Below are 14,656 nucleotides of genomic sequence, written 5' to 3'. Positions count from 1 at the left end.
GGCGGCGGACTTTGACACAAGCTTATTTGTTGGCAAGGCGGGCTTCATGAGCCGCTTCGTACGCGGCAATTTTGTCTTCATGCTGCAGCGTTAAGCCGATATCGTCAAGACCGAGCAGCAGAAATTGACGGCGATGCTCGTCGAGGTTAAACACGATGTTCAGCCCTTGGTCGTCGGTGATCGTATTGTTCTCGAGATCGACGGTCAGCTTATAGCCTTCTTGAGCGGCTGTGCGCTGGAACAGTTCTTCCACTTGCTCTTCGCTGAGCGTGATCGGCAGGATGCCGTTCTTGAAGCAGTTATTGTAGAAAATGTCGGCGAACGACGGCGCAATGACGACGCGGAAGCCGTAGTCTTGAATCGCCCATGGCGCGTGCTCGCGGGATGAACCGCAGCCGAAGTTGGCGCGGGAGATCAGCACCGAAGCGCCTTGGTAACGCGGCTGGTTCAAGCTGAACTCGGGAATGACGTTCCCTTTCGGGTCAAATCGCCATTCGAAGAAGAGGAACTGGCCGAAGCCGGAACGCTCGATGCGTTTCAGGAATTGTTTAGGGATGATGGCGTCCGTATCGACGTTCACGCGGTCGACCGGGCCGACGATGCCGGTATGCTTTTTAAAGGCTTCCATGTCGTTCTACTCCTTATTTCTCATGTGGTGTATGCTTAAGCTTCCTGCTTCACTTTAAATTCCCAATCGCGCACATCTGTAAAACGCCCTTTGACCGCTGCAGCGGCAGCCATCGCCGGCGATACGAGATGCGTGCGTCCGTCGCGGCCTTGACGGCCTTCGAAGTTCCGGTTGGACGTCGACGCACAGCGTTGTCCCGGTTGGAGCACGTCCGGGTTCATTGCCAGACACATCGAGCAGCCCGCGTCGCGCCATTCGAATCCGGCTTCGGTGAAGATTTTGTCCAGACCTTCCTTCTCGGCCTGGATCTTCACGCGGCCCGATCCCGGTACGACAATCGCCGTGACGTTCGGAGCCACTTTATGACCTTGAGCGACAGCTGCGGCGGCGCGCAGGTCTTCGATCCGGCCGTTCGTACAGGAACCGATAAACACATAATCGATCGCGATTTCGGACATCGGCGTTCCCGGCGTCAAGCCCATGTACTCCAGGGCTTTCTCAGCAGCTTTGCGCTCGTTCTCGGTCGTGAAGTCCGCCGGATTCGGCACAACGCCGGTAATGTCGGTACCCATGCCCGGGCTCGTGCCCCAGGTCACTTGCGGGATCAGGCTCTCGGCGTCGAATTCAACCACACGGTCGTATACAGCGCCTTCGTCTGTCGTCAGCTTGCTCCATTCGGCTACCGCTCTGTCGAACGCTTCGCCTTGCGGCACATACTCGCGTCCGCGCAAGTAATCGAATGTCGTTTGGTCAGGCGCGATCAAACCGGCTCTTGCGCCCGCTTCGATCGACATGTTACATACGGTCATGCGCTCTTCCATCGACAAGTTGCGGATCGCTTCGCCCGTATACTCGATGACGTAACCGGTGGCGAAATCCGTACCGTATTTCGCGATCACGCCGAGGATCAAGTCTTTCGCCGTGACGCCCGGCTGCAAGCGGCCGTTGATGCGCACTTCAAGCGTTTTGGCTTTGGATTGCTGCAAGCATTGCGTCGCGAGCACGTGCTCGACTTCGCTCGTCCCGATGCCGAACGCCAATGCGCCGAAAGCGCCGTGAGTCGACGTGTGGCTGTCGCCGCAGACGATCGTTTTGCCCGGATGCGTCAAGCCGACTTCCGGTCCCATAACGTGCACGACACCTTGGTCGATGCTGTCCAGGTCAAACAGCTTGATCCCGAAGTCAGCGCAGTTTTTCGAAAGCGTATCGATCTGCTGCTTCGAAATCGGATCGGTGATGTTGAAACGGTCTTTCGTCGGCACGTTGTGATCCATCGTCGCGAACGTCAGGTCCGGACGGCGCACTTTGCGGCCGCTCAAGCGAAGTCCTTCGAAAGCTTGCGGGCTTGTCACTTCATGCACCAAATGCAGGTCGATATAGATGATGCTCGGTTTGCCTGCTTCGGATTGAATGACATGGTTATCCCAAATTTTCTCAAACATTGTTTTTGCCATCGGTTCCACCTCGGGTTGTGTATGAATGAATCCTTGGAATGTACTGCTCTATGTGTTACATCGTACCATGTTCAACTTCATTGTTCCAAGATATAATAGCTATAACATTGATAGGTTTCGATAATAATGCATCATAAATCAATTATGAACCAAAGGAGCCGTTTGAACGATCATGGAACTGCGTCAGCTGCAATACGCTTTGCAAATCGCTATCGACAAAAACTTTTCCCGCGCCGCAGAAAAGCTGCACATCGCCCAGCCCTCCCTCAGCCAGCAGCTGTCCAAGCTGGAGAAAGAAATCGGCGTACTCTTGTTTCAACGCACGACAAACTCGGTGGAGGTCACGTATGCCGGGTCGCTCTTCGTGGAGAAGGCACAAAAAATACTCGACACCGTCGAGCAGCTGAAGAAGGAAATGGAAGATATTTCACAGATGCGCAAGGGCCGGCTTGTCGTCGGCAGCCTGCCGATCACCGGCGCGCACGTCCTGCCGCTCGTGCTTCCCGTTTTTCAGGAGCGCTACCCCGAGATCGACGTCGTGCTTGTCGAGGAGACGACGAGGAACCTCGAGCATTTGACCGCCAGCGGCCAGGCGGACATATCGCTGCTGTCGCTGCCGCTGTTTGACGACGCGCTCGCTTACGAGCCGGTGATCGAGGAAGAAATCGTGCTGGCGGTGCCGCCGCAGCATCCGCTCGCCGCCAAGGCCGCAGAAGCGGCCCCCGGTGAAGGAGGCGATGCGTGGACGGATCCGCTCCGTCCGCTATCAGGCGCAGACCGCTCGGTGCAGCCGGTCGACATCGGGCTGCTGCGGAACGAGCCGTTCATCGCGCTGAAGAAGGGCCAGGGCTTCCGGCAAATCGCCATCGAGCTGTGCGGCAGCGCAGGCTTCTCGCCGAACATTGTGTTCGAAAGCAGCAACATCGAGACGGTGCAGTCGCTCGTCGCCGCCGGCATGGGCATCGCCTTCGTGCCGCACATGGTATCCCGCGGCCGCTGGAGCAAGCTGGCGCCTGCCTACCTGCCGCTGCAAAGCCGTCCGACGCGAACGCTCGTAGTCGCTTACCGCAAAGGACGCTACTTGTCCAAGGCGGTCGAAGCGTTCATGGAGACGTTCCGCGACGTCATGCGCACGCCGACCTGACTCCAGCCTGCCATTAATGGTGTCCCTTCGCCATGCGATGACGGCATGGCGCGGGGATAGCCCCGCTTATTCCGCGTACAACGACGGACGTCGATCCTCGAAGATCGGAATGCGCCGGCGAACGTCCTTCACAAGCCCGAGATCGATCGTGGCCCGCACGATGCGCTCGCTTTCGTCCCCTTCCGCGAGCACCTCGCCCCACGGGTCGATGACCATGGAATGACCGAAAAATTCCGTCGTTCCGCTTATGCCGACACGGTTGCACGAAATGACGAACATCTGATTCTCAATCGCGCGCGCCATCAGCAGCGTTCGCCAATGGTGCAGGCGCGGATTCGGCCATTCCGCCGGCACGAACAGCACCTGGGCGCCGCCGAGCGCCAGCTTGCGCGACAATTCCGGGAAGCGGATGTCGTAACAAATCATCATCCCCGCCGGAACGCCGTCGAGCTCAAGCCTTCCCAGCTTGTCTCCGCTTTGCAAAAACTTCTCCTCGTCCATCAACCGGAACAGATGAATTTTCGAATAGTCGCCGGCTTCGTTCCCTTCACGATCGAACGCATAGATCGTATTGAAAACCCCGCCTTCCCGCTTCTCCGCGATCGATCCGCCCACGACGTTCACCCCGTGTTCCCGGCTAAACCCGGACAGCAGCGCCCGCGTCCGTTCTCCGGCCGGGTCGGCCAATTCCTGAATGCGGTCCAGCGCATACCCGGTGTTCCACATCTCCGGAATGACGATCACATCCGGCTTCACTTCATTCGTGACCGCTTCATTCAGCATTTCTTCCAACTTGGCGTAATTGCGCTCCGGCTCGCCGATGGCTATGTCCATCTGCAGCAGCGCGACGTTCCAGGTGCCTTGTGTCATGTTCCCCATCCTTTACTTCGTAAAATCGACATTTCCTTAACTATAGAGCATGAGGCCGACAACTTCAACGGATCCTCCATGCGAAAGCCATTCCCATGTACACAGGTCGGAATTCATGTTACATTAATCGTATTCAACTAAAGCGGCATCAGCCCGCATACCGATACTAAGCAATGGAGTGAGACGAACATGAACCCAACTTCGCCCAGCGCCGTCAGCGCTTTTCCCATTCAGCCCGCGCAGCGCCTGCAGGAGCTGCCTACCCAATTTTTCGCCAAACTCGTGCGCAAAGCGAACGAGCAAATCGCTGCCGGACACGATGTCATCAATCTCGGCCAAGGCAACCCGGACCGTCCGACGCCGCCGCATATCGTACAGGCGCTGCAGGAAGCGGCGGAGAACCCCCAATACCACAGATATCCGCCGTTCAACGGCTATATGTTCCTGAAGGAAGCGGTCGCCCAGCGGTATCGTGAAGATTACGGCGTCGAGCTCGATCCCGAAACGGAGGTCGCCATCTTGTTCGGCGGCAAAACCGGGCTCGTCGAAATCGCCCAATGTCTGCTCAATCCGGGCGACGTGTGCCTCGTCCCGGATCCGGGCTATCCGGATTATTGGTCCGGCGTCGCATTGTCCGGAGCCCGCATGGCGTTCATGCCGCTGCGGGAGTCGAATGCGTTCCTGCCGGATTACGACTCACTGGCGGCCGACGATCTCAACAAAGCGAAGCTGATGTTCATGAACTACCCGAACAACCCGACCGCTGTCTCGGCTCCTTACTCCTTCTACGAGGAAACCGTGCGGTTCGCCGCCAAGCACGGCATCGTCGTCGCCAGCGATTTCGCTTACGGCGCAATCGGGTTCGAAGAGACGAAGCCCGTCAGCTTCTTGCAGGTGCCGGGCGCCAAGGAAGTCGGCGTCGAATTTTACACGCTGTCCAAAACGTACAATATGGCCGGATGGCGGGTCGGCTTTTGCCTCGGAAATAAAGAAGTTGTGCGCATGATCAACCTGATACAGGATCATTATTACTGCAGCCTGTTCGGAGGCATTCAAGCGGCGGCGGCGGTAGCGCTCACCGGACCGCAATCGTGCGTGGACGAGCTTGTCGCGGTTTATCAATCCCGCCGTCATGCGCTGTTTACCGAGCTGGACCGGATCGGCTGGCAAGCGAAACGGTCGCAAGGCTCTTTCTTTACATGGCTGCCGGTTCCGAAGGGATACACCTCCGAAACGCTGGCCGATCGGCTGCTGAACGAAGCCAAAATCGTCGTTGCGCCCGGTATCGGCTTCGGGGAGCACGGCGAAGGTTACGTACGGCTCGGCTTGCTAAGTCCGGAATCGAGACTGCAGGAAGCGGTGCGCCGGGTTGAAGCGCTCGGTTTATTTTAAGACCGCCAAGGGGATCATTCATATATACCAAACCTTAGGACTATGGTAGAATAAGCTCATTGCATCCATCATTCCGAAGTCTTATTCTACCGTTTAAGGTGATGCCTATGGACTACGACACGATCTCCAGCCTGCAAATGAATCGTTGGCATCGTATCTATTTAAATGCGTATTGGTGCATGATCGTTCTGTCGTTAGCGGTGGCATGCGTCGGGTACCCGTTTCGCTCCGTAAGCGAAGAGAGCGCCTTGTACCCATGTATCCTGTTTCCGACGGCGGGCTTGTCTGCAGTCGCCATCGTCGCTGAGTTGACGCTGCCGAGAATGAAGGCTTATCAAGATTTCTTCATGATCACGACCGCGACCGCCATGTGTGCCGTGCTCGTCTCCTCGATCTCGATGATCACGTTTATCCAATCGCTGTTTGTGCTGCCGTTGCTGATTTCGGTTATCTACATGCGGCGCCAAATCGCGTTCTATGCCTTCGGCCTGAACTTATCCTGCTTTTACGTCACGACGTTCGCCAACGAAGCGATTCGCGTACAGACAACCCGGGATCAAATCATCCTGATACATCTGTTGCTAGTCGCCGTGCTCCTGATCGCCTTAACGATCGTGGCCCGCGGACGGCAATTGGCCCGCTATTTGCAATCGGTCATCGACGCCAAACAGGAGCTTCTGGTGCAAAATGTCGTGTTGGACAAGCTGATCAAAACCGACGCGCTTACCGGACTTTACAATCACCGGACGTTTCACGAATACTTGGACAAATTGCTCGAGCTGTGGAATCATCAGCCGTTCCCGCTTTGCCTCGCCGTTCTCGACATTGATAATTTTAAGACCGTGAACGACACGTACGGACACCGCGCCGGCGACATCGTGCTGCGGGCAGTCGCAACCGCCATCCAGGAAGCCCTTACCCCTAACGATTTCGCCGCCCGTTACGGCGGTGAGGAATTCGCCGTCATTATGACCGAGAAGTCGTTCAAGGAAGCGTATGCGATGCTTGAGGACATTCGCACCGTCATTGCGAATATGCGGCACCCTGAGTTGGACGGCAGCTCGGTGACAGTCAGTATCGGCCTGTATGCGCATCGCGCCAACGAAGACAAAGAGCGATTGTTCGAGAAAGCGGATATGCTGCTGTACGAGGCCAAACATTCCGGCAAAAACCGAACCGCCTGCGCAGGCTAGCTCTAAATCCAACCCGTATCGGACGGCGCCCTCTCCTTTACAAACCGCGTCCGGGCGTGCTATGCTAAACAAGAAACCAAACGTAATGATGGGAATAGTAGGAAGCCCCTGCACGCTCAGAGAGTAAATTCCGACGGCTGAGAGAATTTACCGTGAAGACTTACCGAACCCGCCCCTGAACGGCCAACGACGAGTTGGACGGCGTTCCCCGCCGTTATGAGGGATCAAGACGGATGAGCACGCTCATCAAGTAAGGTGGTACCGCGGAAGTTATGGCTTTCGTCCTTAGAGGACGGGGCCTTTTTGCATTTACCGGGACCCTCCTCCAATCGTAACGGAAAAGAGTGAAGTATATGTCGCAAGCCATTGTCGTCAAAATCGGAAGCAGCTCGCTCACGTCGGATGAAGGGGGGCTGAACCGCGATAAAATCGTGTTCTTCGCCTCGGAACTGGCTTCTCTGCACCGCGCCGGTTATCCGGTGCTGCTCGTCACCTCCGGCGCGGTCGCGGCCGGGTTTCGCGAGCTCGGCTATGCATCCCGTCCCAAAGCGCTGCATGAGAAGCAAGCTTCGGCGTCCGTCGGGCAAGCGCTGCTGATGCAGGCGTACCATGATGCATTCGGACGCCACGGTGTCGGCGTCGGTCAAATTTTGCTTACCCGCTCCGACTTTTCCAACCGCAAACGCATCCATAACGCGCAGATGACGCTGGAGGAGCTGCTTCGAAGGCGCATGGTGCCGATCATTAACGAGAACGACACCGTCTCGGTCGACGAGCTGAAATTCGGCGACAACGATACGTTATCCGCCCTGGTCGCTAATCTGGTACGGGCGCGCAAGCTGGTCATCCTGACCGATACCGACGGGCTCTACACGGAAGATCCGCGGAAAAACGCCGAAGCGAAACGGATCGACCGCGTGAACGAAATCGACGAAGAGCTCTACCGGATCGCCGGAGGCTCGGGCTCTTCCGTCGGCACCGGCGGCATGCGCTCCAAGGTTGAAGCGGCCCGCATCGCGATGCGCGGCGGCATTCCCGTCTTCGTCGGCCGGGTTATGGAACCCGGCGACTTGACGCTTGCGGTGGACGGCTCCGGCAAAGGCACGTATTTCGATACGAGCGAACACAATTTGCCGATGAAGAAGCAGTGGCTCGGCTTCCACTCACAGCCGCAAGGCCGCGCCGTCGTCGACGACGGCGCGGAACGGGCGCTCATCGAGGGCGGCAAAAGTCTGCTGCCGGCCGGCGTGAAGGAAGTTTCCGGCGACTTTCACCCGGGCGACGTCATCGAGGTTGTGAACGCGAGCGGGCAGACGGTCGGCCGGGGCGTCGTCAATTATGCGGCGTGGCAGCTTCAAGCCGTTGCCGGGTTAAGCACCGACGAAGTGCTGAAGCGCATCGAGGTGCCGCGGCTCGAAGTCATACACCGCGACGAATGGATTACCCTCGCCGCGACGGCGAAAGCAAGAGATAGCGCAAATTTGTAAGATCAGCTTACTTACTTAAAGGAGGAACAGGCGAATGACGACTGTTTACGATACCCATACTTCTGAAGTGACGATAAAGGCGAAGCTGGCTAAAGCGGCCTCGCCGAAGCTTAGCTTGCTCTCCACCGGGCAGAAGAACGCCGCCCTGCTCCGCATGGCTGAAGCGCTGGTTCAGGAAGCCTCTTCGATTATCGCCGCTAACGCGCTCGACCTGCAGCGCGGCCGCGAGAACGGCATCTCGGTCTCGCTGCTCGACCGGCTCGCGTTAAACGAGTCCCGCATCGCGGCGATGGCCGAAGGCTTGCGCCAAGTCGTGGAGCTGCCAGATCCGATCGGCGATGTGCTCGAAGCGTTCGACCGGCCTAACGGGCTGTCGATCCGCAAGGTGCGCGTCCCGCTCGGCGTGATCGGCATGATCTACGAAGCCCGCCCGAACGTTACGGTCGATGCGGCCGGACTGTGTTTGAAAACCGGCAACGCCGTCGTCCTGCGCGGCGGATCGTCCGCTCTTGAATCGAACAAACGCATCGTAGAGGTACTGCACGAAGCGCTTCGCGAAACCGACGTTCCCGTCGATGCGCTGCAGCTCGTGCTGGATCCGAGCCGCGCCTCGGCCCAAGAAATGCTCAAGCTGAACGGCCTGCTTGACGTGCTCATTCCGCGCGGCGGCGCTTCGCTCATCCAGAATGTCGTGAAGAACGCTTCCGTACCGGTCATCGAAACCGGCTCCGGCATTTGCCATACGTTCATCGATGATTCGGCGAAGCCGGAGATGGCGCTGCAAATCGCCATCAACGCCAAAGTGCAGCGCCCCTCCGTCTGCAACTCGATGGAAACGCTGCTCGTGCACAAGTCGTTTGCCGAACGGCATCTCGAGATGATCCTGCACCAGTTCGCACAGCAGAACGTTGAACTGCGCGGCGACGAACAGGCCCGCCGCATCTTCCCCGGCATGAATGAAGCCACCGATCAGGATTGGGATACCGAGTATAACGATTACATTCTCAACGTACGTATCGTGGATGGGTTGGACGAAGCGCTGGCGCATATCGCCGCTCACGGGACGATGCATTCCGAATGCATCGTAACCGAAAATGCCGACCATGCCGCCCGTTTCTTGAATGAAGTCGACGCCGCCGCCGTTTACCACAACGCCTCCACCCGTTTTACCGACGGGTTCGAATTCGGCTTCGGGGCGGAAATCGGCATCAGCACGCAAAAGCTTCACGTCCGCGGACCGATGGGCCTGCCTGCCTTGACATCGAGCAAATACCGTGTCGTCGGCAACGGCCAAATCCGGGGATAACGAACATATAAAGGAGTCCTTCAACGTGTCCAACACTTTAGCTTCAATAAATATCGCCTTTATCGGCGCAGGCTCGATGGCCGAAGCCGTCATTCGCGGCCTGATCGACAAGGGGGGCGTCCAAGGCGAGCGCATCTTCGTCGCGAACCGCTCGAATGCGGCTCGATTGCAGGAGCTTCAGCAGACGTACGGCATTCGTTACACGCAAGACGAAGCCGCCAAAGAACAGGCGATCCGCCAAGCGGACGTCGTCGTCATCGCCTTTAAGCCGAAGGATGCCGCAGAGGGCGTGCGGCTTCTCCGCGGGCTGTTGAACGAGCGCCAGCTGCTCGTCTCCGTCATTGCCGGGCTATCCATTGAAACGATATCCGGGCTGCTGGAGAACCCGCGCATGCCGGTTGTGCGCACGATGCCCAACACGTCCAGCACGATCGGTCTCGGCGCAACCGGTATCAGCTTCTCCGCAGCCGTCAACGCCGAACAGCGGCAAATCGCGACCGACATGTTTCGGTCGACCGGCATCGTCAGCATCGTCGACGAGCCGCTGCTCGATACGGTCACCGGCCTGTCGGGAAGCGGCCCCGCTTACATCTATTTCATGATGGAAGCGATGATTGAGGGGGGCGTCCAAGGCGGCCTCAACCGCGAGGAAGCGCGCCGGCTGACCGTGCAAACCGTACTTGGCGCCGCCCGCATGGTTGAGACGACCGGCGAGGAGCCGGCCGAGCTGCGCCGCAAAGTAACGTCGCCGAACGGCACGACACAAGCCGCGCTCGAGCTGATGGCCGGTCGCGGCTTCAGCGAGACGGTCACGCAAGCCGTGCTTCGCTCGGCTGAGCGCGCTTCCGAAATCGGAGCCGCCATCAGCGATTCCGTTACGTCCCAAAACAAATAAAGGAGGTGGATTATCGTGAGTTTGCCCTTGCCAGCTTCTTATTGCATAGCGACATACCGCTGTTATGACGAGAAAGCGGATTTTCATAAGAAAGCAACCGGTATCGCCGTCGGTCTGACCGTCGGCAGCTGGACGGATTTGCCCGAAGCGCGGAAGGCCGAGATGGAGAAACACCTCGGCCGGGTCGTCTCCGTCGACGTCCATGAACCCGCTGCCGGCGAATCGCTCGGCGAACGGTACGCCGACATTCGGATCGCCTATCCGGACGTCAACTTCAGCCGCGACATTCCGGCGCTGCTGGTCACCGTATTCGGCAAGCTGTCGATGGACGGCCGTATTAAATTGACCGATCTCACCTTCTCGCCTTCGTTCCTGGACGCCTTCCCGGGTCCTCGTTTCGGTCTGCAGGGCGTACGCGACCTGCTCGGCGTGCAAGACAGACCGCTGCTGATGAGCATCTTCAAATCGGTAATCGGCCACGATTTGCCGGCGCTGCGCGAGCAGTTCTACCAACAGGCTCTTGGCGGCGTCGATTTGATCAAGGACGATGAGATCTTGTTCGAGAACCCGCTGACGCCGATCGAACGACGCGTTGAGGTGTGCATGGAGGCAGCGGAGCAGGCCGGACGCGAAACAGGTCAAAAGCTGCTGTATGCCGCTAACCTGACAGGTCCGACGTTCGGTTTGGTTGAGCAAGCCAGGCGCGCCATCGGAGCCGGCGCCAATGCGCTGCTGTTTAACGTGCTGGCCTACGGATTCGACGCGCTTGCCGAGCTGAGCCGTCATCCCGACGTGAACGTGCCGATTATGGCGCACCCGGCGCTCGCCGGCGCCTTCTACCCCTCGGCGTACCACGGCATTTCGGCTAACGTCCTGCTCGGCAAGCTGATGCGCCTGGCCGGCGCGGATCTCGTTCTGTTCCCTTCCCCGTACGGATCGGTCGTCATGCCGCTGGAGGAAAACATGGCCATCAAGGATGCTCTCCTAACAACCGAAGCGTCCGGCTATGTGACGGGCGGCCGCGCTGCGGACCAGCTGTCGCTGCGGACCAGCTTCCCGGTGCCGTCCGCCGGCATTCATCCGGGACTTGTGCCGTGGATCTTGCGCGACTTCGGACATGACGTCGTGGTGAACGCCGGCGGCGGCGTCCATGGTCACCCGATGGGCGCAGCGGCCGGAGGACGCGCGTTCCGTCAAGCGATCGACGGCTGCTTGAGCGGCATTCCGCTAAGAACGTATGCGGAAACCCACCCGGAACTGCAGGCGGCAATTCAAGCTTGGGGGATTAAAGAATGAGCAAGCGGCGCGTTATTTTTTGCGATTTCGACGGCACGATTACCGTCAACGACAACATCGTTGCCATTATGAAGCATTTTCAGCCGGAAGGCTGGGATAAGCTTGTGGATCAGGTGATTAACAAAGAAATCACGATTCGCGAAGGGGTCGGACGCATGTTCGCCCTCCTTCCCACCTCCCGCAAGGAGGAAGTGATCGACTTTGCGATCCGCAATGTGACGATTCGTGCGGGGTTCGCCGAGCTGCTCGACTATTGCAAGCGTGAAGGCATTACGTTTCTCGTCACCAGCGGGGGAATCGACTTCTTCGTGTATCCCGTACTGTCGGCGTTCCCGATTCCGAGCGACAATATATACTGCAACGCCAGCGATTTCAGCGGCTCGCATTTCCGTATCTTGTGGCCGCACGCGTGCGACGAGCATTGTCATAACGATTGCGGGATGTGCAAAACGACGATCATTCGCGCCTATCCCGCAGATGAATACGAACGTATCCTGATCGGCGACAGCGTGACCGACTTCGAGGGGGCCAAGCTTGTGGATACGGTTTATGCGCGCGCGCACCTCATCGATTTGTGCAAGGAACTCGGCTTGAATTATAAGCCGTTCGAAAACTTTTATGATGTGATCCAGCATATAGAGGAGTTGAACGTAAGGTGAGCTTCAGCGCCATTACGCTAGAAGAGAAACAGCAGGCGTTCGCCGAGCTGCGGGAAATCAAAACCTTGCTGTCCTCACGGGGATGGTTCCCGGGAACAAGCGGCAACCTGTCGATCCGCGTGGGCGGGTTCGCCCCCGAGCAGTTCGCTTTCGCCGTGACGGCGAGCGGCAAGGACAAATCGGTCAATACCCCGTCCGACTTCCTGCTCGTCGACCAGAACGGGAAAGCGATCGAAGCGACGAGCTTGAAGCCGTCGGCGGAAACGCTGATCCACTGCGAGATTTATCGGGCAACCGGAGCAGGCGCCATTTTCCATGTGCATACGGTATTCAACAATGTGATCTCGGAGTGGTACGCCGAACGCGGCAGCGTGCCGATCGACGGCGTGGAGCTCATCAAGGCGTTCAATATCTGGGACGAGGAAGCGCAGATTGAGATTCCGATTGTGCCCAACTATGCGGACATTCCGCGAATCGCCGAGCTCGTGGAACGATCGATTCTCCCGCGCATTCCCGGCATCCTCATTCGCAAACACGGCATTTGCGCCTGGGGCGCCAATGCATTCGAGGCGAAGCGCCATCTGGAGGCATTCGAGTTTTTGTTCGAATACGCCTATAGGCTTGCTGTATTGAAGAAATAAGCAGGGCGCTTGCCGGCCCGTGTTGCGGACTTACCTTACATCGTAGAGATGACGCCCATGCTGGGCGTACCATTAGAAAGCCCTCTGTCACACGGTGACAGAGGGCTTTCTCCATATATTGACCTTCCAAATCGATCGGAACTAAAAGCCTTGCTCGACTTATTTCCCGTATTCGCTCGGGTTCGCACGCCATGCCTGCAGCGCAGCCAAATCCTGCTCCTGGATGCTGCCCTTCGCAAGGGCAACCTGCAGCAGCGTGGTGTAGTTGGTCAACGTCTCGAACGGGACGCCTGCGCCGTCGAACGCTTCTTTCGCCTTATCGAACTGGTACGAGAAGATGCCCAGTACGCCAAGCGCAGCGGCACCCGCTTCGTTCACGGCAAGCGCAACCTTCAGCGAGCTGCCTCCGGTGGAAATCAGATCCTCGATGACGACGGTCTTCTGCCCCGGGCGGATCGTGCCTTCGATCAGGTTTTCTTTGCCGTGGCCTTTCGCTTTATCGCGTACGTATACCATAGGCAGGCCAAGTTTCTGCGCGACCCAAGCCGCGTGCGGAATACCGCCCGTCGCCGCTCCGGCAATCACTTCGGCATCCGGAAAATATTCGCGGATGATCGAAACGAACCCTTCCGCGATCCGTTCGCGGACTTCCGGGTACGAGATGGTCAGCCGGTTGTCGCAATAAATCGGTGATTTCAAGCCCGACGTCCAGGTAAAAGGCTGCTGCGGCCGCAGGGCGACCGCGCCGATGGACAGCAAATCGGCTGCGATTTGTTCCGCAAGCTGCGGGTTGGTACGAATCGTTGTGGCGCTCATTAGGGTATGCTCCTTTTATGGGGATTATCGGTTGAAAAGCTCGTGCTCCATTCCAGTTACAGGCTGGTTACATGCCAGCTCCAGCTTAGCTGCCCGTTTCGACGGAAGCGATAATCGCTTCCAGCGCCGCTCTCGGGTCCGGCGCAGCCGTGATGGGACGCCCGATGACGACATAATCGGTGCCTTGCGCAAACGCCTCAGGCGGCGTCATGACGCGCGATTGATCGCCGATGTCGGCCCCCGCCGGACGAATGCCCGGCGTCACGGTGACAAAGCCGGTGCCGCATGCCTCTTTGATGCCCGCGACTTCATGCGGCGAAGCGACGACGCCGGCCATGCCCGCAAGCCGCGCCAGCTTCGCATACCGGATGACCGCATCCTCCACGCTGCCGGCAATACCGATCTCGTCGTTCAGCGTCGCCTGGTTCGTGCTTGTCAATTGGGTCACGGCGATAAGCAGCGGCTTGCTGCCTTGTCCCGCTCCGGTCACAGCTTTATCGACGCCTTCCCGAGCCGCTTCCATCATCCGGACTCCGCCCGCGGCATGCACGTTGAACATGTCCACGCCGAGCCGCGTGATGCTCTCGGCCCCGCCCTTAACCGTATTCGGGATATCGTGCATCTTCAAATCCAGGAAAACGTTGTAGCCCTTGTCCTTCAGCCTCGCTACGAACGCGGAACCTGCGCTGTAGAAAAGCTGCATTCCCACCTTCATGTAACAAGGAATGCCTTCGAGCGACTTCACAAGCGTCTCCGCCTGCTCCTCGCAAGCGTAGTCCAAGGCTACCATGATGCGTTCCGCCGCCAACCTGCCGTTCTTTGTCATTCGTCCGTCTCCTTCTCGTTTCCTTCTCATTCGGGCCCCATCAAGGGAT

The 14,656-nt window shown here is 58.3% G+C and carries 14 protein-coding genes and 1 other annotated feature; of the genes, 9 read left to right on the top strand and 5 right to left on the bottom strand.

Going from position 1 to position 14,656, the window contains the following annotated elements:
• Nucleotides 1-22 precede the first annotated feature (22 nt).
• A complete protein-coding gene (gene leuD / locus JMF85_RS14040) occupies nt 23-628 on the bottom strand; it encodes a 3-isopropylmalate dehydratase small subunit (RefSeq protein WP_127607278.1) in 606 nt (201 codons plus the stop codon).
• Between the two features lie 35 nt (nt 629-663).
• On the bottom strand, nt 664-2,082 hold the full coding sequence (gene leuC / locus JMF85_RS14035; RefSeq protein WP_054795548.1) for a 3-isopropylmalate dehydratase large subunit: 1,419 nt from the start codon (nt 2,080-2,082) through the stop codon (nt 664-666).
• 172 nt (nt 2,083-2,254) lie between these two features.
• On the opposite strand from leuC, the gene JMF85_RS14030 reads away from it, so the two are divergent.
• On the top strand, nt 2,255-3,226 hold the full coding sequence (locus JMF85_RS14030) for a LysR family transcriptional regulator (protein WP_127607276.1): 972 nt from the start codon (nt 2,255-2,257) through the stop codon (nt 3,224-3,226).
• Between the two features lie 66 nt (nt 3,227-3,292).
• Here JMF85_RS14030 and JMF85_RS14025 read toward each other — a convergent pair whose 3' ends face one another.
• Nucleotides 3,293-4,096, bottom strand: coding sequence for a carbon-nitrogen family hydrolase (locus tag JMF85_RS14025; RefSeq protein ID WP_127607274.1), 804 nt, complete (start codon nt 4,094-4,096; stop codon nt 3,293-3,295).
• 189 nt (nt 4,097-4,285) lie between these two features.
• On the opposite strand from JMF85_RS14025, the gene JMF85_RS14020 reads away from it, so the two are divergent.
• The 8 genes from JMF85_RS14020 to JMF85_RS13985 all read left to right on the top strand — a co-directional run bounded on the left by JMF85_RS14020 (nt 4,286) and on the right by JMF85_RS13985 (nt 12,965).
• Complete coding sequence (locus JMF85_RS14020; RefSeq protein ID WP_054795547.1) at nt 4,286-5,488, top strand: pyridoxal phosphate-dependent aminotransferase; 1,203 nt, start codon at nt 4,286-4,288, stop codon at nt 5,486-5,488.
• Nucleotides 5,489-5,595: 107 nt separating this feature from the next.
• Complete coding sequence (locus tag JMF85_RS14015) at nt 5,596-6,681, top strand: GGDEF domain-containing protein (protein ID WP_164751787.1); 1,086 nt, start codon at nt 5,596-5,598, stop codon at nt 6,679-6,681.
• Between the two features lie 76 nt (nt 6,682-6,757).
• Nucleotides 6,758-6,971, top strand: a binding site (T-box leader).
• A 63-nt stretch (nt 6,972-7,034) separates the two neighbouring features.
• The gene (proB, locus tag JMF85_RS14010; RefSeq protein WP_201318404.1) at nt 7,035-8,168 is read left to right on the top strand and encodes a glutamate 5-kinase; all 1,134 of its coding nucleotides are present in this window, start codon (nt 7,035-7,037) and stop codon (nt 8,166-8,168) included.
• A gap of 34 nt (nt 8,169-8,202) precedes the next feature.
• The gene (locus JMF85_RS14005; RefSeq protein WP_127607268.1) at nt 8,203-9,474 is read left to right on the top strand and encodes a glutamate-5-semialdehyde dehydrogenase; all 1,272 of its coding nucleotides are present in this window, start codon (nt 8,203-8,205) and stop codon (nt 9,472-9,474) included.
• A 25-nt stretch (nt 9,475-9,499) separates the two neighbouring features.
• A complete protein-coding gene (gene proC, locus JMF85_RS14000; protein ID WP_054798760.1) occupies nt 9,500-10,369 on the top strand; it encodes a pyrroline-5-carboxylate reductase in 870 nt (289 codons plus the stop codon).
• 15 nt (nt 10,370-10,384) lie between these two features.
• Nucleotides 10,385-11,665, top strand: coding sequence for a 2,3-diketo-5-methylthiopentyl-1-phosphate enolase (locus tag JMF85_RS13995; RefSeq protein ID WP_201318403.1), 1,281 nt, complete (start codon nt 10,385-10,387; stop codon nt 11,663-11,665).
• A complete protein-coding gene (locus JMF85_RS13990) occupies nt 11,662-12,324 on the top strand; it encodes a 2-hydroxy-3-keto-5-methylthiopentenyl-1-phosphate phosphatase (protein WP_127607264.1) in 663 nt (220 codons plus the stop codon). Before JMF85_RS13995 ends, JMF85_RS13990 begins: the two co-directional genes overlap by 4 nt.
• Complete coding sequence (locus JMF85_RS13985; protein ID WP_054798718.1) at nt 12,321-12,965, top strand: methylthioribulose 1-phosphate dehydratase; 645 nt, start codon at nt 12,321-12,323, stop codon at nt 12,963-12,965. Before JMF85_RS13990 ends, JMF85_RS13985 begins: the two co-directional genes overlap by 4 nt.
• Nucleotides 12,966-13,124: 159 nt before the next feature.
• On the opposite strand, the gene pyrE is transcribed toward JMF85_RS13985, so the two are convergent.
• Nucleotides 13,125-13,781 (bottom strand): orotate phosphoribosyltransferase, encoded by a 657-nt coding sequence (pyrE, locus tag JMF85_RS13980; protein WP_054795543.1) that lies wholly within the window; start codon nt 13,779-13,781, stop codon nt 13,125-13,127.
• 85 nt (nt 13,782-13,866) lie between these two features.
• Nucleotides 13,867-14,607 carry an orotidine-5'-phosphate decarboxylase gene (gene pyrF / locus JMF85_RS13975; RefSeq protein WP_201318402.1) on the bottom strand — a complete coding sequence of 247 codons (741 nt, stop codon included), beginning with the start codon at nt 14,605-14,607 and terminating at the stop codon, nt 13,867-13,869.
• Nucleotides 14,608-14,656 lie beyond the last annotated feature (49 nt).

It is taken from the genome of Paenibacillus sp. EPM92, from assembly GCF_016586185.1.
GTDB classification, from domain to species: Bacteria; Bacillota; Bacilli; order Paenibacillales; family NBRC-103111; genus Paenibacillus_G; species Paenibacillus_G validus.
Note: the sequence above shows the minus strand (reverse complement) of the source record. Positions and strands in the feature narration are given on the sequence as shown.

Excerpts from the sequence above, each read along its gene's own strand:
- JMF85_RS14005 (WP_127607268.1), top strand. The coding sequence starts at position 8,203 with ATGACGACTGTTTACGATACCCATACTTCTGAAGTGACGATAAAGGCG.
- JMF85_RS14015 (WP_164751787.1), top strand. The coding sequence starts at position 5,596 with ATGGACTACGACACGATCTCCAGCCTGCAAATGAATCGTTGGCATCGT.
- JMF85_RS14030 (WP_127607276.1), top strand. The coding sequence starts at position 2,255 with ATGGAACTGCGTCAGCTGCAATACGCTTTGCAAATCGCTATCGACAAA.
- JMF85_RS14020 (WP_054795547.1), top strand. The coding sequence starts at position 4,286 with ATGAACCCAACTTCGCCCAGCGCCGTCAGCGCTTTTCCCATTCAGCCC.
- pyrF (WP_201318402.1), bottom strand. The coding sequence starts at position 14,607 with ATGACAAAGAACGGCAGGTTGGCGGCGGAACGCATCATGGTAGCCTTG.
- pyrE (WP_054795543.1), bottom strand. The coding sequence starts at position 13,781 with ATGAGCGCCACAACGATTCGTACCAACCCGCAGCTTGCGGAACAAATC.
- JMF85_RS14025 (WP_127607274.1), bottom strand. The coding sequence starts at position 4,096 with ATGACACAAGGCACCTGGAACGTCGCGCTGCTGCAGATGGACATAGCC.
- proB (WP_201318404.1), top strand. The coding sequence starts at position 7,035 with ATGTCGCAAGCCATTGTCGTCAAAATCGGAAGCAGCTCGCTCACGTCG.
- leuC (WP_054795548.1), bottom strand. The coding sequence starts at position 2,082 with ATGGCAAAAACAATGTTTGAGAAAATTTGGGATAACCATGTCATTCAA.
- leuD (WP_127607278.1), bottom strand. The coding sequence starts at position 628 with ATGGAAGCCTTTAAAAAGCATACCGGCATCGTCGGCCCGGTCGACCGC.
- JMF85_RS13990 (WP_127607264.1), top strand. The coding sequence starts at position 11,662 with ATGAGCAAGCGGCGCGTTATTTTTTGCGATTTCGACGGCACGATTACC.